This is a genomic window from Azospirillum sp. Sh1 (assembly GCF_008365135.1).
In the GTDB taxonomy this organism is placed as follows: Bacteria; Pseudomonadota; Alphaproteobacteria; order Azospirillales; family Azospirillaceae; genus Azospirillum; species Azospirillum oryzae.
The window spans coordinates 43,431-67,883 of the sequence record NZ_VTTK01000035.1; the positions used below are offsets into that span (position 1 = coordinate 43,431).

The following is a 24,453-nucleotide window of genomic DNA, read 5'->3' on the forward strand; positions in this document are numbered from 1 at the left end:
CGCGGAATGGATCGGGAGTGGACGGCCAGCGGCCGGGCCGCTTACGACAGGGCGGCGTCGGCCGCGTGGGATTTAACCTCGCCACGCTGCTTTTCGGCGAAGCGTTCCAGCGAGCGGCGGGCGGCGTCGAAGGCGTCGCGGATGGCGGCATCGGCGCTCTCGTGAGCATGGCTGCCGGACTTGTCGCTGTGCACGACCAGCTCGTCTCCGGGAACGGTCAGGGCGACCTGGACGGTGTAATGCTTGCCCTGATGCTGGTGGCGGTGCGGCACCTCGAAGACCACGCGCTTTGCCATGATGCCCCCGAAGAAGCGGTCGAGCTTGTCGGCATGTTCGCGGATCAGATGCTCCAGGGCGGGAGAGGGGTCGATGTTGCGGAAGGCGATCTGCACCGGTTGACGCATGACCATACTCCTTGTTCTGCGCGGGGGTGCGGCGCCTGCAAGGCGCCTCCCCCGCGGGACCCGCCCCGCCGGCCGCCCGAAATGTCGGGGCCGGCGGGAGGGGTTGGTGATCTCAGGATCGCACAGCGCCGGAATCCTGCATTAATCTGTATCAATGCGCTCCCTGGTTGCCGGATGTAGACTCCCGCCCGTTTTGGAGCCGGGACGAACTCAGGCCAGCCCGATCAGCCGGATCAGCGTCAGGCTGATGCCACCCAGCACCAGCAGCGAGAGGACGACCGCCGCGGTGACCCGGCCTCCGGCCCGCGCCACCGTCCGCACATCGACCCCCAGCCCCAGCGCCGCCATCGACACCACGGTCAGCAGGGTCGCCGCATGCTCCATCGCCGGCAGGGCGGCCGGGGGAATGAACCCCAGCGAGCGCAGGACGATCATCGCCAGGAAGCCCTGGATGAACCACGGCACCAGATGGTGGACGGGCGGATAGGCCCGGCGCGGACGCTCCGCCGTGACGGTGCCGGTATCGCCCCCTGCCCCCTCCCCGCCCAGCCGGGGAGCCAGCAGCGACAGCAGCAGACAGACCGGCCCCAGCATCAGCACCCGCACCAGCTTCACCAGCGTTCCGACCTGCACCGCGGTGGCGCCCAGAGGCGTGGCGGCGGCGATCACCTGCGGCACGGCATAGACGGTCAGCCCGGCCAGCGCGCCATACTGCACCCCGCTCAGCTGCAGCCCGATGCCGAGCAGCGGCAGGCCGAGCACGACGGCGACACCCAGCACGGCGGTGAAGGCGATGGCGGCGGCGACGTCGTCGCTGTGCGCGTCGATCACCGGCGCCACCGCGGCGATGGCCGAATTGCCGCAGATGGCGTTGCCGCAGGCCACCAGCACCGCCATGCGCACCGGCAGGCCGAGCAGCCGCCCGATGCCGAAGCCGGCCAGCAGCGCCATCGCCACCACCGCCGCGATGCCCAGCAGAAGGGCCGGCCCCGCCGACAGGATGGTGGCGGCGCTGACCGATGCGCCAAGCAGGACGACCGCCACTTCCAGCAGGATCTTGGCGGAAAAGCCGATGCCGGGATGCCAGCGCGCGGACGGCGTCCAGGCGGTGCGGATCACGGTGCCGATCAGGATCGCCAGGACCAGCGCCTCGATCCAGGCCTGACCGAACAGCGCCACTTCCGCCGATGCCGCGGCGAAGGCCAGGACGGTGACGGCGACGCACAGGGCAAGACCGGGCAGAAGGCCGCCGACGCGGGAAAGCACGGGGCGTCCCGGCACCGCCCTTGCCGGTGCAGCGGTTTCACGAACCATGGGAAGAAGTCTCCGGAAGCGGTCGGGAGCGGAAAATACCGTCCCGACACGTAAAATATGGAGACCACGTCCGATCACATCCAACGCAAAGAAGTGATGCGTTCGATAAGTTGGGTTTATTGATTCAGTCCGGCAGGCAGTCGTCGAACTCGGGAACCTGCCACGGCCCGCCAAGGTCGGCGTTGCGCAGCAGAAGCACCAGTTCCTCGCGCGAGCGGGTGACGGCGGTGTAGAGCCAGCGCCAGCGGTGCTCCCGGAAGGCGGCCGAATCGTCGACCACCGTGACCGACGGGAATTCCGACCCCTGCGAGGCATGACAGGTGATCAGCCACGCCCAGTCATAAAGCTGGATGTCCTTGCCCACCCGCGGCTGCACCATGCCGTCGGTGTAATGGGCCTGGAACATCCAGGGATGGACGATCAGCTTGCCGCGCGACCGCACCTCGTCCTCCATCTGCACGCCCAGCGACCACAGGCCGGCCTCGCGGCCCTGCGCCTCGGCGGCCGGACGGGTCAGCGCGCCGATCATGCCGTTGTAGAGTCCCTCGTCCTTCTGGTTGCGCCGGCAGATGACCCGCTCCCCCGCCTGCGGCATCACCGAGTCGTGGCCCAGCAGCTTGCGCATCCGCTTGGTATAGGTGGTGCGGACGCGGTGGGTGCCGCAGATCGCCTGCGCCGAGGTCCGCATCACCAGCGACTGGGTGCGGTTCTCCAGCGGCAGGACATGCACCTTGCCGACCGATCCGAAGCGCCGCGGCATCTCCTGCCGGCGCAGCAGGTGGGCCAGCCGGATCACCGGGCTTTCGCGGGCGGTGCGGTGCGGCTCGGTCAGGCGGAAATCGGGCTCGCCGCTGGTGAACAGCCCCTGGCCGGAGACAGGCGGCAGCTGGTAGTCGTCGGCGATGACCAGGATCTTCTTGCCGGTGCGCATCAGGTCGCGCGCCAGATCGTCGCCGATCATCGACCCCTCGTCGCAGACGATCAGGTCGGCGTCGGCCACCGGACCGTCGCTGCGGCGGGCGAAGAACAGCTCGCCGGTGTCGCCGTCCTTGCGCGGGGCGTAGAGCAGCGAATGCAGGGTCGCCGCCCCCTCGATCCCCTTCTGGCGCAGAACCTGGGCCGCCTTGCCGGTTGGGGCGCCCACCACGTAATCGGTCAGCCGGCGGCGCTCCAGCAGATGCTCCAGCACGAAGGCGGTGGTCTTGGTCTTGCCGGTCCCGGCCTCCCCGGCCAGCCAGAAGACCTGCTGGGCGCCGTCGTCCTTGTACCAGGCGTCGATCGCCTGGATGGCGCGATGCTGCTCGTCGGTCGGGGTGTCGGACTGCATTGGATCGAACCGGGATCAAACCATGAATGAAGACGGCACAGTAGCCTGACCGCCCGCCGCTGGTCCATAGAACTTCGCCGCGGCGACACCATCTCCTCCGGGACCATGGTTGCAGAGGAACCGATGCGCATGCGTAATCCCTATTGGCAGGGTCCCGCCACGTCGAATTTCGACGGGCTGCGCTTCTTCAATCCGGGCGAGCCGGAGACCGACCGCAGCCTCCGCCAGTTGCTCCGCTGGCAATGGGGGCGGAAGGCGGCCAAATGGCCCCGGCAGGTGCCGGTCGCGCCGGTGATGCCGGCCCGACACGTCGATGGGCTGCGCGTGACGGTGGTCGGGCATGTGACGACCCTGATCCAGGGTGCGGGCCTGAACGTCCTGACCGATCCGGTCTGGTCCGACCGCGCCAGCCCGGTCCGCTTCGCCGGGCCGAAGCGGGTGACGGCGCCGGCCATCCGCTTCCACGACCTGCCGAAGATCGACGCGGTGCTGTTGTCGCACAATCATTACGACCATCTGGATTTGGCGACGCTGAAACGCCTGCACCGGCGCGACGCGCCGCTGATGGTCACGCCGCTCGGCAACGACACCATCCTGCGCAAGCACATCCCGGACGTGCGGACGGCAGCGGGCGACTGGTGGAGCCGGTTCGACCTTGGAGGGCAAGCGGAGGTCCACATCGTGCCGGCCAACCACTGGTCGTCGCGCACCGGGCGCGACCGCCGGATGGCGCTGTGGGGCGGCTTCGTCCTGCGCACCCCGGCCGGCTCGGTCTATTTCGCCGGCGACACCGGCTACGGCACCGGCGCGGCCTTCCGCGCCATCGGCGAGCGGCTGGGGGCCTGCGATCTGGCCCTCATCCCCATCGGCGCCTATGACCCGCGCTGGTTCATGTCCGCCCAGCATTGCGACCCGGACGAGGCGGTGCGGATCATGCTGGACGTCGGGGCGAAGAAGGCAGTCGGCATCCATTGGGGCACCTTCTCCCTGACCGACGAGGCGCGGGAGGAGCCGCCGCAGTTGTTGCGCACGGCGCTGGCCGCCCACGGCATCACCCCCGCCCGCTTCGAAGCCGGCCATCCCGGAACCGTGGTGGAGGGCTGAGGATCCTCACGCCGGCGTCGGCGCCTGTCCCGGCAGGACGCCGAACGCCTTCAGCTCCCGCCAGAAATCGGCGGGGATCGGCTGGCCCATCAGGTCCACGTTCTCCTGCACCCGCGCCGGGTTCTTGGTGCCGGGAATGACCGAGGCGACGACCGGATGCGCGGCGCAGAACTGCAGGGCGGCGGCTCGCAGATCGACGCCGTGGCGCTTGGCGATCTCCGCCAGCCGGTCGCGTGCCGCCACCTTGTCGGACGAGGCCTCCTGATACTCGAAGGTCTTGCCCCCGGCGATCAGGCCGGAATTGTAGGGGCCGCCGACCACCACATGCACGCCGCGCTCGCCGCAGCGCGGGAAAAGCTCGTCCAGCGCCGGCTGGTTCAAGAGGCTGTAGCGCCCGGCCAGCAGGAAGACGTCCGGGTCCGCCCGATCCAGCGCCATCACGCAGGGCTCCACCCGGTTGACGCCAAGGCCCCAGGCGCGGATCACCCCCTCCTCCCGCAGTTGGGTCAGCGCGACGGCGGCGCCCTTCATGGCGGTGTCGAAGACCTCCAGCCAGCGGTCGCCATGCGCGTCCTCGGCGCAGTCGTGGATATAGGCGATATCGACGCGTGCCATGCCCAGACGCTGCAGACTGTCCTCGATGGAGCGCCGCACGCCGTCGGCGGTGTAGTCGTAATCGACACGGAACGGCAGGCCCTTGACGAAGGGACCATGCCGGCCGCCCTTGCTGGAATCGGCGCGCAGCAGGCGGCCGACCTTGGTCGACAGCACGAACTCGTCGCGCGACCGGTTGCGCAGGACATGGCCGAAACGATGCTCCGAAATGCCGGGGCCATATTCGGGAGCGGTGTCGAAATAGCGGATGCCGGCGTCCCAGGCGGCGTCGAGCGTGGCCTCGGCCGTCTCGTCCGACACCTCCTCGAACATGTTGCCCAGGGGCGCGCCGCCGAAGCCGAGCGGGCCGGGCGGGGCGAAATGCGTGCGGTTCGACATTGGGGAATACCTTTCAGTCTCTGACGCCTGATCGTTGCAGCCGGTCAACACCGCGCTTCGCCGGGCCGTTCCCGCTCCATATGGCCACTGCCGACGGTCCAGCCGGCGCTTGACGGGCATTTCCGGCATACCCAGCTTGCTACGCGGAACGGACGGGGACCAGGGCGCGGATGGCGATGGGAGCGGCGATGGGAGCGGATGACAGCACGGAAATCCTCGGCGAGGCCCGCCGCATCCTCGCCGCCGGGGACGAAAGCGCGCTGGCGCCCCCGGCAATGCTCGGCGATCTGGAGGCGCTGCTCGCCGACATGTTCGACGAGAGCTACACCGCCGAACGGGTCCTTGCCCTGCTGACGCCCGCCCGGCGCCGCGCCCTGAAAAACCGCTTCGCAGCCGCGGACGACAGTGGCGGCACGGAGGTCTGGCTGCCCGCCGACATTCTGGACCGGCTGCGCATCGTCGCCGACACCCCGCTCGACGCCATCCGCACTTTGCTGGACAGCGGGCGCGGCCTGCCGGAACCGGGCAGCGAGGAGCATTGCCGCAAGCGCCGCTGTGACCCCCATGTGCTTCTGGCCGATCCCACCGCCTGGCAGTGCCGGACCTGCGGCCTCGCCGGGCGTGTCGATCTGCCGCCGAATCCCATCGTCGCCGCTCATCTGATCGACCAGAAAAGCCGTGTCGCCGAGTTGCACGCCCTGGCCGCCGCGATTTACGAGGGCTGGGCGGCCGGCGACCGCTTCACCGTCGCCGACGCCGCGGCCAACCGCCAGCCCGGCATCCCGTCCGACCGCGACCGGCTGAAGTCCCTGCTTGCCGACCTGCTGCGCGAGGGGCTGCTGGAAGAGGCTCCCGGCCCGCGCGGCGGCGCCGGTTTCCGCGTGCTGGAGGAGCCGCCGGACTGGATCGCCGACGCCATGGCCGACCGCCGCCGTCAGCGCGAGGCGGAAGCGCGCGTCCGCGAGGAGCGCGCGTCGGCCTTGCGCCAAGTCCTGGAAGACGGCCTGACCCACACCACCACCGCCGGAGAGATCGTGGAGATCGCCCAGAACGAGCGCGGCCTGGAACTGCGCTTCCCCGCCATTCCCGCTTGGGACTTGCGCGAAGAGATGAAGCGCCAGGGCCATTGCCGCTGGGACGGGCGGCGGCGGCGCTGGTGCCGCACCTCACCGGTGACCAGCGTCGAACCCTGGCTGGCCGCAGCGCTCGACGCCGGAGCCACGGTGGCCCCGCTGGGCACCGCCGACCCGGATGCCGAGGATTGGGGATACGAGGACTGGCCGGACTGAAAGCCAGCCACCCTACAGATCCACCTCCAGCGTCACCTTCACCGGATCCAGCACGACCATCGTCTGGAAGGACTGCACCAGTTCGTTGTCGGCGAACAGGCGGCGCGACAGCACCTCGTAGCTCGCCATATCCGGGACCAGCAGGATCAGGACGAAGCTGGCCTTGCCGGTGATGAAATAGCACTGCTGCACCTCCGGCGCTTCGCGGAACAGGCGCTTGGCGGCGGCGATGGTGGGCGAGCGGTCGTTGACCGTCTGGACCTCCACCACCACCGTAACCCCCTGCCCGACCGCGGCCGGATCGACCACCGCCACGTTGCGGCGGATGATTCCGGCCGCCTCCATCCGGGCGATGCGGCGCTGCACCGCCGGAGCGGAGAGATGGACCGCCTCGCCGATCTCGCGCTGCGAGGTCTTGTTGTCGCGCTGCAGGATGCGCAGGATCGCGCGGTCCTGGTCGTCGAGCAGATCCGGCGGGCGAGCGATCGTTGAGCGCATGGCGGCTTTCGCGAAAGAACAGTGCGTCTAACTCCCGAAACTTAAGCGCCCGGCGCCCATCCGTCACAGTATCTTTTCGCCTGACCATCCTCTGCCGGGAGCCGGGCACGTGGCGAACGCATCCATCGACACCACAACCGCAACCGCCGCGCAGGCAGAGCCGGCGGTGCTGCCGCTGCTGCTTCTGCTGGCGTCGCTGCTGTCGCAATATGTCGGGGCGGCCTCGGCCAAGTCGCTGTTCCCGCTGGTGGGCGCGGAGGGGGTGACCGGCCTGCGCGTCGGGCTGTCGGCGCTGATGCTGCTGGCGTTCCTGCGGCCCTGGCGCCGCCTGCCGGGACGGGCGGATCTGGGCAATCTGCTGGTCTATGGCGCCACGCTGGGGGCGATGAACCTGTCGATCTACCGGGCGATGGAACTGATCCCCATCGGTATCGCCATCGCCATCGAGGTGACCGGGCCGCTCGCGGTGGCCCTGTTGGGATCCCGCCGCCTGAAGGATTTCCTGTGGATCGCCTGCGCCGCCGTGGGCCTCATCCTGCTGCTGCCATTGCGGGAAGCGTCCGCTGCGCTGAACCCCGTCGGCATTGCCTACGCGGCGGCGGCGGCCTTCTGCTGGGCGCTCTACATCGTCTTCGGCAAGCGCGCCTCGGCGCTGCCGGGCGGGCAGGCGGTGGCCTGGGGCATGCTGGTCGCCGCCAGCTTCACCGTCCCGCTCGGGATCGCCCATGCCGGCGCCGGTCTGCTGGTCACTGCGGTGCTGCTCACCGGCTTGGCCGTGGCGGTGCTGTCCAGCATGGTGCCGTACCTGCTGGAGATGATGGCGCTGCGCCGCCTGCCCAGCCACGTCTTCGGCCTCGCCGTCGGCGCCTCCCCCGCCGTGGCGGCGCTGATCGGCTTCCTGATGCTCGGCGAACGGCTGAGCGCCGTGCAGTGGGCCGCCATCGCCTGCATCATGTGCGCCTCGGCCGGCAGCGCGCTGGCCAAGGGCCGGCGCTGAACGGGCGCGCCACCCGTCGGCGGTCAGGCCACCCGGCCGGGCCGGTCGGGAACCTCAAGGTCGAGCAGCGCCGACGCCAGGCACTTGCCATGGGCGTCGAGCGCCAGCGAGCGGGTCACGCCGCCGCCCAGCGCGTTCCGCATCACGAAGTTCAGCGCGCCGATGCTGGGGATCGTGTAACGCACCACCTCGCCATGGACGGTCTCGTGGAACAACTCCTTCACGCGGTTGGCGGTGACATGGGCCTCGATCAGCGGATAGTCCGCCTCGTCGAAGGCGATGACGGAGATGTTGGAGATGTCGCCCTTGTCGCCGGTGCGGGAATGGGCAATGTCGCGGAGTTTCATCTCAGGCCTCCATGAACTCGATGGCGGGCTTCGCCAACTCGCGGGGCAGCAGGGCCGACAGCATCGCGACCACGTCCTTTGCCGATTTGGTCGCGCCGCCGCCGCTGGCCGGGCCGTTGGTGTAGAGGGTTTCGACCTCGTTGCCGATGCGCTGCGCCTCCTTCAGGCTGCCGGTGCGGCCGACCACGCGGACCCGCACCTCATAAGGCTCCCGCCCATCGGCGGTGGACAGCGCGTCACCATGGATGGAATCGACGCCGATCAGGTCGAAGCGCAGCTCCGTCGCCTCGACGCCGGTCAACGCCAGCCGCTCGCGCACGATCTCCAGCGCCAGCCGGCCGCGCGCCAGGGCGCCGGGACCAGCGTAGGAGATCTGCCCCTCGCCGATGAAGCTGTCGACATAGCCGACCGAGACCTTCAGCGTGTCCGGCCGCCGCCGCCCGGTGGCGCCGGACACCCGCACCCGGTCTGGCCCCTCCTGCACGAAGCGCACCCGCGAGAAGTCGGCCACCACGTCCGGCGTCAGATAGGCGGCGGGGTCGTGGATTTCGTAGAGCAGCTGTTCCTTGCAGGTGGCGGTGGTCACGGCACCACCGGAGCCCGCCACCTTGGTGATGACGGCGCCTCCATCCTCAGTCACCTCGGCGATTGGGAAGCCGAGCCGGGCCAGTCCGGCCACGTCCTTCACGCCCGGATCGGCGAAATAGCCGCCGGTGATCTGCCCGGCGCATTCAAGCAGATGCCCGACCACCGTCCCCTTGCCCAGACGGTCCCAATCCTCCATCGACCAGCCGAACTCGAAGATCTGCGGGGCGAGGAACAGGGCCGGGTCGGCGACGCGGCCGGTGATGACGATGTCGGCCCCGGCCTTCAGCACCTCGACGATGGCTGCCGCGCCGAGATAGGCGTTGGCCGAGACCAGCCTGTCGGCCATCGCCGCGACCGGCGCGCCGGTTTCCTCGATGCGGTGGCCGCCGGACTTCAGCGTCTCCAGCACGTCGTCGCCCGACACCGCGGCGATCTTCAGCCCGCCGAGACCGAGCGAGCGGGCGATGTCCCGCACCCTAGCCGCGGCGGCGGCCGGGTTGGCCGCCCCCATGTTGGTGATGATGCGGATGCCCTTGTCATGGCAGGGCCGCAGCACCGCCAGCATGCGTTCGGCCAGCAGCGGGTCATAGCCCTGCGAAGGATCCTTCAGCTTGGCGCCCTGGGCGATGGCGATGGTGCGCTCCGCCAGGCATTCGAAGACGAGATATTGGATGTCACCCTTTTCGGCCAGTTCCACGGCCGGCTCGATGCGGTCGCCCGAATAGCCGGCGCCCGATCCGATGCGGATGGTTTTCATGACGTGCTCCTGTCTGCGGCTCCCTTGAACCGCGTTAGAACGGGATGACCCCCAGGACGGCCGCGGCGATGGTCATGACCACCGAGGCGGCGAACAGGTAGGGGATCGAGAATTTCTGGTGCTCGCCCAGCCCGATGCCGCACAGGCCGACGACGAGGAAGGTGGCGGGGGTCAGCGGGCTGACCGGGAAGCCGACCGTCATCTGGCCGAGCACCGACGCCTGGGCGATCTGGATCGGGTCGCCGCCCAGCGTCTTATAGACCTCGGCGATCACCGGCATCATGCCGAAGTAATAAGAGTCCGGATCGAACAGCAGGCTCAGCGGCATCGACAGGATGCCCAGCGCGAAGGGCACATGCTGCGCCATGTCGGGCGGGACGAAGGCGACGGCAGACTGCGCCATGGCGCTCAGCATCTTGGTCCCGCTCATGATGCCGGTGAAGACGCCGGCCGCCAGCAGGATGCTCGCCATCATCAGCGCCGCCTTGGCATGAGCGTCGACGCGGTCCTTCTGCATCTTGACGTCGGGGTAGTTGATCATCAGCGCCAGCACGGTGCCGATCATGAACATCACCACCGGGTCGACCGCCCCCTCGATCATCACTGCCATGATCGCAAGCGTGAGGATCAGATTGACCCAGAACAGCTTCGGCCGGCGGATCTGGAGCTGCTCCGGCGTCAGCACACGCGGGGCCGATCCGGCGGCAACTCCGCCGTCCACGCCCATGGCGCCGACCGACCGCGCCTCTCCCGCCGCGAGCCGTCCGGACGACAGGCCGAGACGCCGCTCCTCACGCTTGCCCAGCAGGAAGGCGACGGTGAAGATGAACAGCAGGCCGACGCCCTGCACCGCGATCAGCGGGTTGAAGATGTCGGTCACCGGCACCTTCAGCGCGGCGGCCGACCGGATCATCGGCCCGGTCCAGGGCAGGAAGTTGACGCCCGCCGCCATCGACACGCACAGCGCCAGGATGCGCTTGTCCATGCCCAGCCGGTCATAGAGCGGCAGCATTGCCGGAATGGTGATGAGGAAGCAGACCGCGCCCGACCCGTCGAGATGGATCAGCAGCGCCAGCAGGGTGGTGCCGACGGTGATGCGCGCCGGCCGCGTGCCGACCAGGCGCAGGATGCGGTCGATGATCGGATCCATCATGCCGGCATCGGTGACGACGCCGAAGAAGATGATGGCGAACACGAACATGCCGGCGGTCGGCGCGATGGAGCGGATGCCGGCGATGATGAACTTGCTGGTTTCAAGACCGAAGCCGCCCGCCAGCGCCGCGACGATCGGCACGGCGATCAGCGCGACCAGGGGCGACATCCGGTTCGTCATGATCGCCGTCAGCAGAACGACGATGGTGGCCAAGCCGAGTAGTGCGAGCATGTGACCTCCTCTATCACCGTTGTTATTGTTGTTCTATTCGGTTTTCGCGATCCTTCCGCCGCGCACGAAGAAACAGGGCTGCCGACTGCGGACAGCCGGCGCCGCTCTCCGAGTAACACCGCGGAGGGAATTTCCCTAAAACTTGCTCTTTTCACCCGCCGGCAGGCGGCATGGCATAGTCAACGCCACGCCTTTTTGACGGATCGCGCCGAGCCGGCGTCCTTGATTGACACTGTACGGACCCTCAATCAGATTAGAGAAATGAATTTGTTGTATCACCGAAATCCGTTTTGATTATAAGAGGTGCGCCATGCTCCAGGGCGTGAGACACATCAAGGCGTTCGTCGCCGTCGCCCGCCTCGGCAGCTTCACGAAGGCGGCGGCGGAGGTCAACGTGTCGCAACCGGCGCTGACCGTGCAGATCCGCCAGCTTGAAGAGAGTTTGGGCGTACGGCTGTTCGACCGGAACAAGCGCCACGTCGTGCTGACCCAGGCCGGGCGGGACCTGCTGCCGGCCCTTCAGCGGGTGCTGGCGGAACTGGATGCGGTGATGAGCGTCAGCCACGATCTGGCCGGGCTGCGGCGCGGGTCTGTGTCGGTCGCCACCCTGCCGTCGGTGGCCGCCGGCCTGCTGCCGATCGCGATCCGCCGCTTCGCCGCCGATCACCCGAACATCGACGTGAAGGTCAGCGACGTCGTCGCCGAGCGGATCATCCAGCTGGTCAAGGCGGAGGAGGTCGATTTCGGCATCGGCAGCCGGGTCGGCCCGGATCGCGACGTCGAGGTGATCGATTTCCTCTGCGACCGGATGTGCGCCTTCTTCCCCGCCGACCATCCGCTGAACGGGCGGCGCCCGCTGCTGCTGAAGGACATCGTCGCCTATCCGCTGATCCTGACGGCGCGCGGCACCAGCGTGCGGTCGCTGGTCGAACGCGCGCTTGAAAAGGATGGGCTGGAAATCAGCCTGTCCTGCGAAGCGAACTACATGTCCACGGCGGTCGGGATGGTGCGGGCCGGGCTGGGCGTCTCGGTGCTGCCGGAATCCGCCGTCGACGCCGCCTCCTGCGACGGCATCGTCGTCGAACCGATCCGCGCCGCCGGTCTGGTGCGACGGATCGGCTTCATCCGCAAGGCCGGCCGGTCGCTGTCGCCGGCGGCGGAACGCTTCGCCCTGCTGCTGCGGGAGGTCGCCGGCCCGACGCTGGCCCACTTCTCCAGCATGGAGAGTGCTGCGAAACGGTAACGTGGGGGGAAGAATCCGGCGTCGTGAACGGCTATGACGGAACCCAACTGCTGCCGATGGCCGCCGGGTCATCGACACCGTCCGGGAGGTCGGTGAAGACGCGCGTGTCCGCAGGGCGCCGATCCGGCTTCGACGGATGGGTCATCTCATGAATGATGGCGTCCGCCGACGGAATGACGCCGACCCGTTCCAGGCCCCGCAGCAGTCCAACAGTGGAAAGCAGGTGGAGGTTCGGCGGCTTGTTGAAGACGCGGATTCCAGCATCCTCGAACAGTATGGCCACCGGTTCGCCAACGCTGACATACTTACGCAGGCCATCGTCCGACGACATGAAGTCGACAATGGCGAGTTCGCCCGCATTCTTCTTGAGCTTCTTTCCGCTGCGCCGCTTTTTGCGCTCCTGTTCGCCGATCTCCGTGCTCTCGATGACGAACGGTGGTTGGTTGCCGTCGATAAACGCCTTCACGGCCCGGTCCTTGGGATAGGACAGGTCGCTGGTCAGTTCGTCATAGACCGCATCGACCACGACCAGCCGCATGTCGAGCGCCAGCAGCAGATCCAACCGGTCGGCTACCCAAAGGCTGTTGAACGGCCCCGCATCGGGAATGATGACGGTGCAGCGCTTCACGACTGTTTCCAGAGTTTGGCGAAGGTGACGGCCTGGTTCTCGACATCATGGGGCGGCGGCAGCGGCATCGGCAGGTCGGCATCCCCGAGCGCCACCAGCAACCCGGCATAGTCGCGCAGCCCGAGAAGCCGGATGGCCTCGTTCCGCGCCAGGCGCCCCTGCGAATAGGCCAGCAACGGATCGTCCGTGACCGGGGCGGCACCATCAGAAGTCACCGCCTCCAAGTGCTCCCGGATGATGGCGGTCATCGTCGTCCCATGGGCAGCGGCATACGCCTTGGCCCGCGCTACGAGTTCATCCGGCAGGTTGAGCGTCGTGTTCCTCAGCATGTCGCACCTCCGCGATCCACATATATATGTGAGCGTCATTCACGGCGTCAATTCCGTGCCGGATGCCGGCCGCGCGTCGAAAGCGAACAGGGGAAATAATTTTTTAACTCGATAGTGTTATTTTATTACTGAAATCAGCCAATCCGATTTCAGCTACCCCCTCTTTCGTAGTATATCAGTTGCCGCCCCCTGATGCGCGCGACACGAAGGTCCCCATGAAAATCCTGGAAAATCTGACGATCCGAGCAAAGCTGACCGCCCTGGTCGCCCTGTCCATTCTGGCCCCGGCCGTCGTGATCGCCATCAGCAGCAGCTTCACCCACCAGCGCATGGTCGACGACCGCATCGATACCATCCGCTCCGCGGTGGAACTGGCGGTCGGCATGGCCAAGGGGTTGAATGCCGAGGTCGAGGCGGGAACCCTGCCCCGCGAGGAGGCGTTGGCGCGCTTCCGCAACGCGGTGCATGCGATGTCCTACCATGACGGCGCCGACTATCTCTTCGCCTACGATCTCAACGGCATCGCCGTCGCCAACCCCTCCAACCACAAGGCGGTCGGCACCGACCGCATCGGGCTTCAGGACAAGGCCGGCAAGTTCTTCGTCCGCGAGATCGTCGAAACGCTCCGCCGCCAAGACAACGCCATCATCCATTATGTCTGGCCGAAGCTGGGGTCGGACGTCCCTCTGCTGAAGACCAACTATGTGAAGCGTTACCAGCCGCTGGGGCTGATCGTCGGCTCCGGCGTCTATACCGACGACATCGACGCCGCCTATTACGACTTCCTGCGCCGGACGGGCACCGCCACCGCCGCGTTGATCGTCGCGCTGGTGCTGATCGGGTTCCTGGTCAACCGCGACATCGTGCGCTCGCTGCACCGGTTGCGGGACAAGATGACCGCGCTCGCCGCCGGCGACCTCGGCGTCACCTTCCCGGAAGCGGCCCGCCGCAACGAAATCGGCGGCATGGCGCAGGCGCTTCAGGTGTTCAGGGAGAACGCGCTCGCCAAGGCCAGCCTGGAGGCGAGCCAGGCCGAACAGGCGGAGCGGGCCGCGGCCGAGAAGCGGGAGGCGATGGCGGCGCTCGCCAGCCATTTCGAGCAGACCGTCGGCAACCTGATCCACGACGTGGCCAGCGAGGCGGACGGCATCGAACGGCGCGCCCAGGACATGACGCGCGCCGCCGACGAGACCGGCACGCTGGCCGGCGCCGTCGCCACGGCGACCGAGCAGACCTCGGCCAATGTCCAGACCGTCGCCGCGGCGACGGAGGAACTGACCAGTTCGATCAACGAGATCAGCCGGCAGGTCGGCGAGTCGGCCGAAATCGCCCGCGAAGCGGTCGAAAGCGCCGAGCGTGCCAATGGCAAGGTCGAGGGGCTGGCCGGCGCGGTGGAGCGGATCGGCGCGGTGGTGGAGTTGATCAACTCTATCGCCAGCCAGACCAACCTGCTGGCCCTGAACGCCACCATCGAGGCCGCCCGCGCAGGCGAGGCCGGCAAGGGCTTCGCCGTGGTGGCGCAGGAGGTCAAGGCGCTCGCCACCCAGACCGCCAGGGCCACCGAGGAAATCGCCGCCCAGGTCGCCGGCATCCAGACCGAGACCGGGCGGGCGGTTCAGGAGATCAAGGGCGTGGCGCAGGTCATCGGCCGGGTCAACGACGTCGCCACCTCCATCGCGTCGGCGGTGGAACAGCAGGGGGCGGCGACCCGCGAGATCAGCCGCAACATCCAGCAGGCCGCCCAGGGAAGCCACGAGGTTTCCTCCAGCATCGGCGGCGTGAACAGTGCCGCCGGACGCAGCGGCAAGGTCGCCTACGAGGTGCTGGAGAATGTCCGGCAGCTTTCGGTGCAGACCGACAGCCTGCGCGACGAGGTCACCCGCTTCCTGACCCAGGTGCGGGCCGGCTGACCGGCCCCTCACCGAGGCGGCAGCGCCGCCTCACTTTACGGCAACGAACTCCACCCAGTTCGGCTGCTTGCCGGTCGGATAGCGGGCCAGCGTGGTCAGCGCGCCGCTGCCGCCGTCGATGCGGTAGACGGTCATGTTGTCGGACTTCTCGCCCACCGCCGCCAGGAAACGGCCGGATGGGTCAATGTTGAAGCCGCGCGGCTGCGTCTCCGTCGCCACGCTGCCGAGCGGGGTCAGCAGGCCGCTTTCCGGGTCGATCCGGAAGGAGCGGATCGTGCTGGTCCGCCGTTCGGAGATGTAGAGGAACCGGCCGTCCGGCGTCACATGGATGTCCGCCGCCCAGGGTTCGCCTTTGAAATCGGCCGGCAGCGAGGGCAGGCGCTGCCTCTCCGTCAGCGTGCCGGTCGCCGGGTCATAGGCGAACACGGCGACGGCGGCGTCCAACTCGTCCACCAGATAGAGATGGCGGGCGTCGGGATGGAAGACGATGTGGCGCGGCCCGGACTTCGGCGGCAGCGCCACCGACGGCGGGTCGTTCTCGCTCAACTTTCCGGTGGCCGCGTCGAAACGGAACTGCACCAGCCGGTCGGACCCCAGATTGTTGGCGAAGGCGAAGCGGTTGTCGGGCGACGGCTGGATCGAATGAGCGTTCTTGCCGGTCGCGACCACCTGCTGCGGCGCGCCCACCTTGCCGTCCGGCCCGATCGGGTTCACCGCCACCTTGTCGCCGCCATAGGACGCGCTCAGCAGATATCTGCCGCTGCGGTCGGTGACGATGTTCGCCATGCTGTCGGCCAGCGGACCGCTGCCCAGGTGGCTCAGCGTTCCGGTCGCCGCGTCGAGGGCGAAGACCTGCACCTGATAGGGCTGCGAGCGCACGCCGGCATAGAGGAAGCGCCGGTCCGGGCTGACCGCCAGGGGGGTGGAGGAGCCGGGCTTGTCCACCCCGACGAAGGGCACCGTCCCCATCGGGGTCATGGCACCTGTGTTGCCGTCCAGCCGGAAGACGCTGATGTCGTTGCTGGCGGCGTTCGACACATATGCGAAACTGTCGGCTTGCGCCGGCACCGCTGCGATGAAGGCAGCGGAAGACAGCAGCATCGCCAGCGCGATGCCGTAGCGGCGTCCCATGATTTCCTCCCCGTGTGTGGATGTCCGCTCGCCGCGGGCGCCGGTTGCTCCGGTCATCTCCGCGGCAGGGGGGTTTTAAGATTCTGTCGCCAATCAGGTGACCGGCGCCGGGTTGAACAGGGTCAGCGCGTTGCGCAGGCCCCAATGGTCGGCCCAGGTCTGCTTGCTGCCGCTCGCCACCTCCAGGATCAGGCGGAACAGTTCCCAGCCCACATCCTCGATGCTGGCCTCGCCGGTGGCGATGCGGCCGGCGTCGACGTCGATCAGGTCATGCCAGCGCGATGCCAGTTCCGTCCGCGTCGCCACCTTGATGACCGGCGCCATGGCAAGGCCATAGGGCGTGCCGCGGCCGGTGGTGAACACCTCGATGTTGCAGCCCGATGCCAACTGCAGCGTGCCGCAGATGAAGTCGCTGGCCGGCGTGGCGGCATAGAGCAGCCCCTTGCGCGTCGCCCGCTCGCCCGGCGACAGCACGCCGACGATCGGGCTGGTGCCCGACTTGGCGATGGACCCCAGCGCCTTTTCCACCACGTTGGCGAGGCCGCCCTTCTTGTTGCCGGGGGTCGGGTTGGCGCTGCGGTCGGCCGACCCGACCTGAAGGTAATCGTCGTACCAGCGCATCTCGCGGATCAGCGCGCGGCCGGTCTGCTCGTCGATGGCGCGGGGGGTCAGCAGATGGATCGCGTCGCGCACCTCCGTCACTTCGGAGAACATGACGGTCGCCCCCGCCCGCACCAGCAGATCGGCGGCATAGCCCACCGCCGGGTTGGCGGTTACGCCGGAAAAGGCGTCGCTGCCGCCGCATTGCAGCCCGACGACGAGGTCCGACGCCGGGCAGGTCTCGCGCCGCCGCTCGTTCAACTGGGCCAGCCGGCGGTCGGCCATCTCCAGGATGGAGGCGACCATGTCGCCGAAGCCCTGGTGCCGTTCGTCCTGCAGCGTGACGATGCTCGGCTCCACCCCGGCCGGCAGCAGCCGTTCCGGCTGGAGCTTCTCGCAGCCCAGACCGACCACCATCACCGCGCCGCCCAGGTTGGGGTTGCGGGCGAGGTTCTGCAGGGTGCGGATCGGCACCACCGCCCCCGGCGCGTTGATCGCCACGCCGCAGCCATAGGTGTGGTTCAGCGCAACCACGTCGTCGACGTTGGGGTATTTGGGCAGCAGTTCCTTCTTGATGCGGTCGATGGCGAAATCCATCACCCCGGCCACGCATTGCACGCTGATGCTGATGCCCAGCACATTCTTGGTGCCGACCGTCCCATCAGGATTGCGGTAGCCCTCGAACGTATAGCCGTCGAGCGCCGGGGCGTCGGGCGGCACGGCGGTCGCCAGCGGCAGCGTGTCCAGCTCCGGCGCGTCCGGCAGGCGGACCAGCGATTCCTCGATCCAGGCGCCGCGGCGGATCGGCCGGGCGGCGGTGCCGATCACCTGCCCGTAGCGGACGATCGACGCCCCCTCGTCCAGATCGGCCAGCGCCACCTTATGGCCCTGCGGCATGAAGTCGGTCAGGACCAGCCCGCACTCGAACTCCGTCCCCGGCGGCAGCCCGCCGGAATTCACCACGATGGCGACGTTGTCCTCGGGATGGACCAGGATGTAGAGAGGCTTCTGTGTCATGGCTTGCCCTGACTATGTCGGGATGGATTGGAGTTCGCAATTCAAACGCCCTCTCCCGTCCCGGGAGAGGGAGGGGACCCGCGCCGCAAGGCGTGGGGAGGGTGAGGGGTAAGGCAAGCATCCCGAACCGCATGGTTCCTTGCACCACCCCTCACCCTTCCCATGGCGATGCCATGGGCCCCTTCACTCTCCCGGGGCGGGAGAGGGAGTGTCGTCCGGCGCCGTGCGCCCTTACGACCTCACCGCACCAGACACGGCCGCTTGTTGTCGAATGTCCAGCCGGGGATCAGATACTGCATCGCCGTGGCGTCGTCCCGCGCGCCCAGCCCATGCCGCTTGTAGAGGTCGTGCGCCTTCGCCAGCTCGTCCATGTCGATCTCGACGCCCAGCCCCGGCTTCTGCGGCACGGCCACCAGCCCGCCCTCGATGCGGAACGGCTCCTTGGTCAGGCGCTGGCCGTCCTGCCAGATCCAGTGGGTGTCGATGGCGGTGATGCGGCCGGGGGCGGCGGCGGCGACATGGGTGAACATCGCCAGCGAAATGTCGAAATGGTTGTTGGAGTGCGATCCCCAGGTCAGCCCCCATTCATGGCACATCTGGGCGACGCGGACGGACCCTTGCATGGTCCAGAAATGCGGGTCGGCCAGCGGGATGTCGACCGATTGCAGCTGGATGGCATGCCCCATCTGGCGCCAGTCGGTGGCGATCATGTTGGTGGCGGTCGGCAGGCCGGTGGCGCGGCGGAACTCCGCCATCACCTCGCGGCCGGAATAGCCCTGCTCGGCGCCGCAGGGATCCTCGGCATAGGCCAGCACGTCGCCCTTGCCTTTGCAAAGCCGGATCGCCTCATCCAGCGACCACGCACCGTTGGGGTCCAGCGTGACGCGGGCCTGAGGGAAGCGGTGGGCCAGCGCCGTCACCGCCTCGATCTCCTCCTCGCCGCGCAGCACGCCGCCCTTCAGCTTGAAGTCGTTGAAGCCGTAGCGGTGATGGGCGGCCTCGGCCAGCCGGACCACCGCGTCGGGGGTCAACGCCACCTCGTTGCGCAAGTGGAACCAATCATCCTTGGCGTCCGTCTCCGCCCGGTAGGCCAGATCGGTCTTGTTGCGGTCGCCGACATAGAACAGGTAGCCCAGCATCTCCACCGCGTCGCGCTGCTGCCCCTCGCCCAGCAGGGCGGCGACCGGCACCTCCAGGAACTGGCCCAGCAGATCGAGCAGCGCCGCCTCCAGCGCGGTCACCGCATGGATGGTGATGCGCAGATCGAAGGTCTGCAGGCCGCGCCCGCCGGAATCGCGGTCGGCGAAGCCGCGGCGCACGCTGTTGAGGATGTTGTTCCAGGCGCCGATCGGCTGGCCGACCACCAAGGCGCGGGCATCCTCCAGCGTCTGGCGGATCTTCTCGCCGCCCGGCACCTCGCCGACGCCGGTGTGGCCGGCGCTGTCCTTCAGGATCACCACGTTGCGGGTGAAGTAGGGCGCATGGGCGCCCGACAGGTTCAGCAGCATGCTGTCCTGACCGGCGACCGGCACGACCAGCATTTCGGTGACTTTGGGCGAGGACATGTGAGTGGCCATGATGCGTGGTCTCGAAAACGGGAAATGCGGGGAAAAGCGTATCAGGCGGCCTGCAGCAGCGCCTGGGTATAGCCGAGCGCGAAGGCGAAGAACCGCTCGCGATCCGGATCGACCTCGGAGAAGGGCACATGGTCGGGGCAGAGAATCCCCCGGTATCCGACCTCGCGGTAGGCGCGGATGCAGGCCGCCATGTCGACCGACCCTTCGTCCGGCATCGCCTCTCGGAAGTCGAGGTAGCCGCCCTTGATGTTGCGGAAATGGACCATGAAGATGCGGTTCTGCGGGCCGAACTCGCGGATCGCCTCCAGCACCGTTTCCGTCGGGTTGCGCGACATCTCGGCGATGGTGCCCTGGCAGAAGTTGAAGCCGAGCGACTTGCTTTCCGGCGCCAGATTGACGAAGCGGCGCAAGCCCTCCAGCGAGCCCAGCACATGGTGCACGCCGTTCAGGCCACCCGGCGGATAGGCCGGGTCATGCGGATGGCAGGCCAGCTTCACGCCGGCCTTCTCGGCGGTCGGCAGGATCGCCTCCACCAGATATTCGATGGCGCGCCAGCCGTCGGCCTCGCTGACGCCGCCGGCCTCGCTGGCCATCACCTGCCCGCAGGTTTCGGCAGCGCCGCCGGCACGCGCATCCTCGTCGTCCGGCAGCACGGTGCCCCAGTAGGAAAAGCGGGCGTCGTTCTCCGCCCGGTACTCGTCGGCCTTGAAGGTCGAGCAGCGCATGCCGCCGCGCCCCTCCACCTCGCCGGTGCGGGTGATGCCGACCATGGCGACCGTGTATTTCACCGTGTCGACACCGCCGTCCGCCGCGGCGCGGATGTTGTGGCGCAACCGCTCCGCCGTCGCCGCGGCCTTGTCCGGCGCCCGCAGGCTGTCGAGCAGGATGGAGCCGACGTCCAGCGCCAGGCAGTCCAGCGTCAGGCCATGGCCCTCCACCCACTTGCGCTGGGCGGCGACCTTGCGGCCGTCCCACAGTCCCGCCTCCACATCGTCGTCGGCCATCACCGGCGCGTTCGGCCGGCTGTCGATGACGATGCCCCTGGCGCCGAGTTGGGCGGACAGGCGCAGGCGCTTGTCGGTGGGGTTGATGAGCTGTTCGCCGATATACATGGGAAAGACCCTCTGCCAAACCGTTCGACGCGAACCGTACCGAGGGGCGGGAACCCGCCCCGCCGGCCGTTATGTCCTCAGTTCCATCCGCTTGATCTCGCCGACGATGACGAGATAGCTGACCGCCGCGATCAGGGCGTTGGCGCCGACGAAGACCAGCGCGCCGTTGAAGGAGCCGGTGGTCTGGATGATGTAGCCGATGATGATCGGCGTGGTGATCGACGAGATGTTGCCGCACATGTTGAACACGCCGCCGCTGAGGCCGGTGATCTCCTTCGGCGCGCAGTCCGACATGACGGCCCAGCCCAGCGCACCGATGCCCTTGCCGAAGAAGGCCAGCGCCATCAGCGACACGATGATCCACTGCAGGTCGGTGTAGTTGCAGGCGATCATCGCCATCGACATCAGCATGCCCAGCACGATCGGCGTCTTGCGGGCCGCGGTCAGGGAATAGCCCCGGCGCAGCATGGCATCCGACATCACGCCGCCCAGGATGCCGCCGGCGAAGCCGCAGATCGCCGGGATGGAGGCGATGAAGCCGGCGTTCAGGATCGACATGCCGCGCGCCTGGACCAGATAGACCGGGAACCAAGTGATGAAGAAATAGGTGATCGCGTTGATGCAGAACTGGCCGAGGAAGATGCCGACCATCATGCGGCTGGCGAAGAGCTGGCGGATGTAATCCCATTTCGCGCCGCTCTGCCCGGCGGACGCCGCCGCCTTCCTGCCGTCGTCCATGTTGACCAGACCGCCGCCGGCGGCGATGTAGTCCAGTTCGGCCTGGTTGATGCGGGGATGGTCCTTGGGGGCGTAGACGGTTTTCATCCATACGCCGGCCATGACGATGCCCAGCCCGCCCATGACGCCGAACACCCAGTGCCAGCCGAAGGAATGGGTCAGCCAGCCCATCAGCGGCGCGAAGATGACCGTCGCGAAATACTGGGCGGAGTTGAAGACGGCCGACGCGGTGGCGCGCTCGTTGCCCGGGAACCATGCCGCCACCACGCGGCTGTTGCCGGGGAAGGACGGCGCCTCGGCGAAGCCGACGGCGAAGCGCAGGGCGAACAGCATCATGACCGCGGCCCCGCCGGCGAGGAAGCCGATGGTGCCCTGCATCAGGGTGAAGACCGACCAGGTGAAGATGCTCAGCCCATAGACCACCTTCGACCCGAAGCGGTCGAGCAGCCAGCCGCCCGGCAACTGGCCCAGCACATAGGCCCAGCCGAAGGCGGAGAAGATGAAGCCCATCTCCGCCGCGCTGATCCCCAACTCCTTCGAGATCACCGGGCCGGTGATCGACAGGGTGGCGCGGTCGGCGTAATTGATGACCGTGACCAGGAACAGCATCGCGAGGATGAGATAGCGGACGTTGGTCCGCTTCGCTGTTGCCGCCGCGGCGGAAAAGGCGGCCGGGCCGGACGTCCGGTTGGCGGCGGTGTTCCCGGCGGTGCTCTCGGCAGTGCTCTCGTATGTCATGGAATTTCCTCCCTCAAGGCATGAGGGCGGGCAGGCGCGGCAGTCCGTTCCCGGACCCGTTCGACGGGACCGGCGTCATTGGCTGCACCTTGTGTCCGGCGTCGGGGACTGAAGCCCGGCGCCTGCCCGACCGGCGATGGCGTGTTGCCGTGGCTTACTGGAGTTACTGGGGACCCAGCGCCTCGATCAGGGCGCGCAGCTCCTCGACCTCGGCCGGCGTGCAGTCGGTCAGCGGCGCGCGCACCGGGCCGGCAGGACGGCCGACGATGGCGGCGCCCGCCTTGACGATGCTGACGGCATAGCCGGCCTTTCGGTTGCGGATCGCCAGATAGGGCAGGAAGAACTGGTCGAGCAGCCGGTCGGTGGTCGCCGTGTCGCCCGACGCGACCGCGCGGTAGAACTCCATCGCGGTGCGCGGGATGAAGTTGAAGACGGCCGACGAATAGACCGGCACGCCGATGGCGCGGTAGGCGGCGGCATAGACCTCGGCGGTCGGCAGGCCGCCCAGATAGCTGAAGCGGTCGCCCATCCGGCGGCGGATGGTCGTCATCATCTCGATGTCGCCCAGCCCGTCCTTGAAGCCGATCAGGTTGGGGCAGCGCTCCGCCAGCCGGGCCAGCAGGTCGGCGCCCAGCTTGCAGGTGGCGCGGTTGTAGATGATGACGCCGATGCCGACCGACTTGCAGATCGCCTCGACATGGGCGGCGACGCCCTCCTGGTCGGCTTCGGTCAGATAGTGCGGCAGCACCAGGATGCCGGCGGCGCCGGACTTCTCGGCGGCCTGCGCCATCTCGATCGCGATGCGGGTGGAATAGCCGACGCCAGCGATGATCGGCACATCCTTGCCGCAGACCTCGACGGCCAGCGCGACGATGCTCTTGTGCTCGTCCGGGGTCAGGGAGAACAGCTCCCCCGTGCCGCCGGCGGCGAACAGGGCGGATGCGCCATAGGGCTTCAGCCATTCCAGACGGCGGGCATAGCCGCCCGGCTCGAAGGTGCCGTCGGCGGTGAAATCGGTCAGCGGGAACGACAGAAGACCTTCGCTGACGACGGCCTTCAGGGCTTGCGGTTCCATCGGGGGCATCCTTGGAAAGACGGTGGAGACTGTCCGCAGAGGCGAAACTGCGGACCGATGGTGGTTTGGGGCGGCTGTTTCCGGCCGGCGGTTCGGGCCGCGCTTGCGGCGATCCGTTCGACACCGGCGGCGTCCGATGACAGGACGATTAGCATCATATCAGTCATCATACAAGTGGTTTGATGCGCGCCAAGGCAATCAGCCTTCCCACCAATCGGCAAGCGGCGAAAGCCCGCCCGGCAAAGCAAAAGGGACGCGGCCGGCGGTGCGGCGGCGTCCCTTTTGCGTTTTTCAGGGCCGAACTTGACCCGGCGTTCAGCCCGCGGCGGCGGCCGCCTTGAAGTCGCCGCCGGCGCGCAGCCGGTCGCGACTGCCGTTCAGGTGCAGGCGGATGGCGGCGCGGGCGCCTTCCGGGTCCTGGCGTTCGATGGCCGAATAGATGGTCTGGTGCTCGTCGTTGATCCGCCGCAGATATTGCCGGCGCGAATCGCCCTCCAGATGGCCGTAGCGCACGCGGGCGCGCGGGATCAGCAGCGATCCGAGATAGGAGAACAGGGCCAGGAAATGCTTGTTTCCGGTCGCCGCAGCGATGGCGCTGTGAAAGGCCAGATCGGCGTCGATGGCGTCCTCGCCCGCCTCCACCGCCGCGGTCATGGTGTCCAGCGCCTCGCGCATGCGGGCCAGCTGGCTGTCGTCGCGGCGGATGGCGGCGAGATAGGCCGCTTCCGATTCCAGGCTGATGCGGACCTCCAGCACCGAAATCGCCTCGTTCACCGCCTCCAGCGACGATTCCTCGATGCGGAAAGGCAGGATCGCGGCGTCGCGCAGGACGAAGGCCCCCAGCCCCTGCCGGGTGGAGACCATGCCGACCGCCTTCAGATTGGCGATGGCCTCGCGCACCACGGTGCGGCTGACGCCGAATTCGTCGATCAGATCCTGTTCGCTCGGCAGCCGGTCGCCGCTCTTGAACTGTCCGCTGGAAATCCGTTCGGCCAGGGCATCCACCAGTTGCTTCGCCAGCGGATCCCGGCGCCTGCGCGCTGTCATCACCATCCTCACCCAACCTAAGGCTCCGGAACGGACGTCCGTCACCATGCCACCCGGAGAGTTAACACCCACAAAACCTATACGACAATAGACAAGCAAGCCAGGGTGGCAGGGGGATCCCGGCGCGGATGGGCGGATAGACCGCTGCGTGCTTGTATGATGAGTGATGACATGATAGATGGCATGCCCAGCAGATGAACCGAGGCTGCAGCGGCGATTGCCCCGCCCAAAAAAGGAGACCCCACATGACCATCACCGGCGAGATGCTGATCGGCGCCAGCGCCCACCGCGGCGGCCAGGGCGGGT

At 68.0% G+C, this 24,453-nt stretch carries 22 protein-coding genes; 5 read left to right on the forward strand and 17 right to left on the reverse strand.

What is annotated here, in order from left to right; genetic code table 11:
• Window positions 1–41 precede the first annotated feature (41 nt).
• The 3 genes from FZ029_RS26160 to FZ029_RS26170 all read right to left on the reverse strand — a co-directional run bounded on the left by FZ029_RS26160 (window position 42) and on the right by FZ029_RS26170 (window position 3,045).
• Window positions 42–404 (reverse strand): HPF/RaiA family ribosome-associated protein, encoded by a 363-nt coding sequence (locus tag FZ029_RS26160; RefSeq protein WP_149272602.1) that lies wholly within the window; start codon window positions 402–404, stop codon window positions 42–44.
• A gap of 210 nt (window positions 405–614) precedes the next feature.
• The gene (locus FZ029_RS26165; protein ID WP_149272603.1) at window positions 615–1,718 is read right to left on the reverse strand and encodes a putative sulfate exporter family transporter; all 1,104 of its coding nucleotides are present in this window, start codon (window positions 1,716–1,718) and stop codon (window positions 615–617) included.
• A 124-nt stretch (window positions 1,719–1,842) separates the two neighbouring features.
• Complete coding sequence (locus FZ029_RS26170; RefSeq protein WP_149272604.1) at window positions 1,843–3,045, reverse strand: AAA family ATPase; 1,203 nt, start codon at window positions 3,043–3,045, stop codon at window positions 1,843–1,845.
• A gap of 129 nt (window positions 3,046–3,174) precedes the next feature.
• Here FZ029_RS26170 and FZ029_RS26175 point away from each other — a divergent pair, with 129 nt between their 5' ends.
• Window positions 3,175–4,149: an MBL fold metallo-hydrolase gene (locus FZ029_RS26175; RefSeq protein WP_149272605.1), complete on the forward strand. Its 975-nt coding sequence runs from the start codon at window positions 3,175–3,177 to the stop codon at window positions 4,147–4,149.
• A 6-nt stretch (window positions 4,150–4,155) separates the two neighbouring features.
• Here the strand turns inward: FZ029_RS26175 and FZ029_RS26180 are convergent, their stop codons facing one another.
• On the reverse strand, window positions 4,156–5,142 hold the full coding sequence (locus FZ029_RS26180; protein ID WP_149272606.1) for an aldo/keto reductase: 987 nt from the start codon (window positions 5,140–5,142) through the stop codon (window positions 4,156–4,158).
• 188 nt (window positions 5,143–5,330) lie between these two features.
• On the opposite strand from FZ029_RS26180, the gene FZ029_RS26185 reads away from it, so the two are divergent.
• Window positions 5,331–6,431 (forward strand): hypothetical protein, encoded by a 1,101-nt coding sequence (locus FZ029_RS26185; RefSeq protein WP_149272607.1) that lies wholly within the window; start codon window positions 5,331–5,333, stop codon window positions 6,429–6,431.
• A 12-nt stretch (window positions 6,432–6,443) separates the two neighbouring features.
• On the opposite strand, the gene FZ029_RS26190 is transcribed toward FZ029_RS26185, so the two are convergent.
• Window positions 6,444–6,929, reverse strand: a complete 486-nt coding sequence (locus FZ029_RS26190) for an Lrp/AsnC family transcriptional regulator (RefSeq protein ID WP_149272608.1) — start codon at window positions 6,927–6,929, stop codon at window positions 6,444–6,446.
• A gap of 109 nt (window positions 6,930–7,038) precedes the next feature.
• On the opposite strand from FZ029_RS26190, the gene FZ029_RS26195 reads away from it, so the two are divergent.
• A complete protein-coding gene (locus tag FZ029_RS26195; RefSeq protein ID WP_149272609.1) occupies window positions 7,039–7,926 on the forward strand; it encodes an EamA family transporter in 888 nt (295 codons plus the stop codon).
• 23 nt (window positions 7,927–7,949) lie between these two features.
• On the opposite strand, the gene FZ029_RS26200 is transcribed toward FZ029_RS26195, so the two are convergent.
• Genes FZ029_RS26200 through FZ029_RS26210 form a run of 3 tightly spaced genes read right to left on the reverse strand, consistent with a single transcriptional unit; the run spans window position 7,950 to window position 11,002 of the window.
• Complete coding sequence (locus FZ029_RS26200; RefSeq protein ID WP_149272610.1) at window positions 7,950–8,273, reverse strand: hypothetical protein; 324 nt, start codon at window positions 8,271–8,273, stop codon at window positions 7,950–7,952.
• A 1-nt stretch (window position 8,274) separates the two neighbouring features.
• On the reverse strand, window positions 8,275–9,618 hold the full coding sequence (locus tag FZ029_RS26205) for an acyclic terpene utilization AtuA family protein (RefSeq protein ID WP_149272611.1): 1,344 nt from the start codon (window positions 9,616–9,618) through the stop codon (window positions 8,275–8,277).
• 34 nt (window positions 9,619–9,652) lie between these two features.
• The gene (locus tag FZ029_RS26210; protein ID WP_149272612.1) at window positions 9,653–11,002 is read right to left on the reverse strand and encodes a citrate:proton symporter; all 1,350 of its coding nucleotides are present in this window, start codon (window positions 11,000–11,002) and stop codon (window positions 9,653–9,655) included.
• A gap of 310 nt (window positions 11,003–11,312) precedes the next feature.
• Here FZ029_RS26210 and FZ029_RS26215 point away from each other — a divergent pair, with 310 nt between their 5' ends.
• Window positions 11,313–12,245: a LysR family transcriptional regulator gene (locus FZ029_RS26215; RefSeq protein ID WP_149272613.1), complete on the forward strand. Its 933-nt coding sequence runs from the start codon at window positions 11,313–11,315 to the stop codon at window positions 12,243–12,245.
• Window positions 12,246–12,276: 31 nt separating this feature from the next.
• Here the strand turns inward: FZ029_RS26215 and FZ029_RS26220 are convergent, their stop codons facing one another.
• A complete protein-coding gene (locus tag FZ029_RS26220) occupies window positions 12,277–12,873 on the reverse strand; it encodes a hypothetical protein (protein WP_149272614.1) in 597 nt (198 codons plus the stop codon).
• Complete coding sequence (locus tag FZ029_RS26225; RefSeq protein ID WP_149272615.1) at window positions 12,870–13,202, reverse strand: DUF6364 family protein; 333 nt, start codon at window positions 13,200–13,202, stop codon at window positions 12,870–12,872. Before FZ029_RS26225 ends, FZ029_RS26220 begins: the two co-directional genes overlap by 4 nt.
• 215 nt (window positions 13,203–13,417) lie before the next feature.
• Here FZ029_RS26225 and FZ029_RS26230 point away from each other — a divergent pair, with 215 nt between their 5' ends.
• A complete protein-coding gene (locus FZ029_RS26230) occupies window positions 13,418–15,112 on the forward strand; it encodes a cache domain-containing protein (protein WP_149272616.1) in 1,695 nt (564 codons plus the stop codon).
• Between the two features lie 30 nt (window positions 15,113–15,142).
• On the opposite strand, the gene FZ029_RS26235 is transcribed toward FZ029_RS26230, so the two are convergent.
• The 7 genes from FZ029_RS26235 to FZ029_RS26265 all read right to left on the reverse strand — a co-directional run bounded on the left by FZ029_RS26235 (window position 15,143) and on the right by FZ029_RS26265 (window position 24,147).
• Window positions 15,143–16,243 carry a lactonase family protein gene (locus FZ029_RS26235; RefSeq protein ID WP_149272617.1) on the reverse strand — a complete coding sequence of 367 codons (1,101 nt, stop codon included), beginning with the start codon at window positions 16,241–16,243 and terminating at the stop codon, window positions 15,143–15,145.
• A gap of 93 nt (window positions 16,244–16,336) precedes the next feature.
• Window positions 16,337–17,860 (reverse strand): galactarate dehydratase, encoded by a 1,524-nt coding sequence (gene garD, locus FZ029_RS26240; RefSeq protein ID WP_149272618.1) that lies wholly within the window; start codon window positions 17,858–17,860, stop codon window positions 16,337–16,339.
• 239 nt (window positions 17,861–18,099) lie between these two features.
• A complete protein-coding gene (gudD, locus tag FZ029_RS26245) occupies window positions 18,100–19,437 on the reverse strand; it encodes a glucarate dehydratase (protein ID WP_149272619.1) in 1,338 nt (445 codons plus the stop codon).
• Between the two features lie 41 nt (window positions 19,438–19,478).
• Window positions 19,479–20,549, reverse strand: a complete 1,071-nt coding sequence (locus FZ029_RS26250) for a mannonate dehydratase (protein ID WP_149272620.1) — start codon at window positions 20,547–20,549, stop codon at window positions 19,479–19,481.
• 69 nt (window positions 20,550–20,618) lie between these two features.
• Window positions 20,619–22,025: an MFS transporter gene (locus tag FZ029_RS26255; protein ID WP_149272621.1), complete on the reverse strand. Its 1,407-nt coding sequence runs from the start codon at window positions 22,023–22,025 to the stop codon at window positions 20,619–20,621.
• 163 nt (window positions 22,026–22,188) lie between these two features.
• A complete protein-coding gene (gene kdgD / locus FZ029_RS26260) occupies window positions 22,189–23,100 on the reverse strand; it encodes a 5-dehydro-4-deoxyglucarate dehydratase (RefSeq protein WP_149272622.1) in 912 nt (303 codons plus the stop codon).
• Window positions 23,101–23,415: 315 nt separating this feature from the next.
• A complete protein-coding gene (locus tag FZ029_RS26265) occupies window positions 23,416–24,147 on the reverse strand; it encodes a FadR/GntR family transcriptional regulator (RefSeq protein ID WP_188052058.1) in 732 nt (243 codons plus the stop codon).
• Between the last annotated feature and the right edge of the window lie 306 nt (window positions 24,148–24,453).

Coding starts and splice junctions, on each gene's coding strand:
- FZ029_RS26170 (WP_149272604.1), bottom strand. CDS start 3,045: ATGCAGTCCGACACCCCGACCGACGAGCAGCATCGCGCCATCCAGGCG.
- FZ029_RS26250 (WP_149272620.1), bottom strand. CDS start 20,549: ATGTATATCGGCGAACAGCTCATCAACCCCACCGACAAGCGCCTGCGC.
- FZ029_RS26205 (WP_149272611.1), bottom strand. CDS start 9,618: ATGAAAACCATCCGCATCGGATCGGGCGCCGGCTATTCGGGCGACCGC.
- FZ029_RS26230 (WP_149272616.1), top strand. CDS start 13,418: ATGAAAATCCTGGAAAATCTGACGATCCGAGCAAAGCTGACCGCCCTG.
- gudD (WP_149272619.1), bottom strand. CDS start 19,437: ATGGCCACTCACATGTCCTCGCCCAAAGTCACCGAAATGCTGGTCGTG.
- kdgD (WP_149272622.1), bottom strand. CDS start 23,100: ATGGAACCGCAAGCCCTGAAGGCCGTCGTCAGCGAAGGTCTTCTGTCG.
- FZ029_RS26180 (WP_149272606.1), bottom strand. CDS start 5,142: ATGTCGAACCGCACGCATTTCGCCCCGCCCGGCCCGCTCGGCTTCGGC.
- FZ029_RS26190 (WP_149272608.1), bottom strand. CDS start 6,929: ATGCGCTCAACGATCGCTCGCCCGCCGGATCTGCTCGACGACCAGGAC.
- FZ029_RS26175 (WP_149272605.1), top strand. CDS start 3,175: ATGCGTAATCCCTATTGGCAGGGTCCCGCCACGTCGAATTTCGACGGG.
- FZ029_RS26200 (WP_149272610.1), bottom strand. CDS start 8,273: ATGAAACTCCGCGACATTGCCCATTCCCGCACCGGCGACAAGGGCGAC.
- FZ029_RS26255 (WP_149272621.1), bottom strand. CDS start 22,025: ATGACATACGAGAGCACTGCCGAGAGCACCGCCGGGAACACCGCCGCC.
- FZ029_RS26225 (WP_149272615.1), bottom strand. CDS start 13,202: ATGCTGAGGAACACGACGCTCAACCTGCCGGATGAACTCGTAGCGCGG.
- garD (WP_149272618.1), bottom strand. CDS start 17,860: ATGACACAGAAGCCTCTCTACATCCTGGTCCATCCCGAGGACAACGTC.
- FZ029_RS26210 (WP_149272612.1), bottom strand. CDS start 11,002: ATGCTCGCACTACTCGGCTTGGCCACCATCGTCGTTCTGCTGACGGCG.
- FZ029_RS26235 (WP_149272617.1), bottom strand. CDS start 16,243: ATGGGACGCCGCTACGGCATCGCGCTGGCGATGCTGCTGTCTTCCGCT.
- FZ029_RS26265 (WP_188052058.1), bottom strand. CDS start 24,147: ATGACAGCGCGCAGGCGCCGGGATCCGCTGGCGAAGCAACTGGTGGAT.
- FZ029_RS26215 (WP_149272613.1), top strand. CDS start 11,313: ATGCTCCAGGGCGTGAGACACATCAAGGCGTTCGTCGCCGTCGCCCGC.
- FZ029_RS26165 (WP_149272603.1), bottom strand. CDS start 1,718: ATGGTTCGTGAAACCGCTGCACCGGCAAGGGCGGTGCCGGGACGCCCC.
- FZ029_RS26185 (WP_149272607.1), top strand. CDS start 5,331: ATGGGAGCGGATGACAGCACGGAAATCCTCGGCGAGGCCCGCCGCATC.
- FZ029_RS26160 (WP_149272602.1), bottom strand. CDS start 404: ATGCGTCAACCGGTGCAGATCGCCTTCCGCAACATCGACCCCTCTCCC.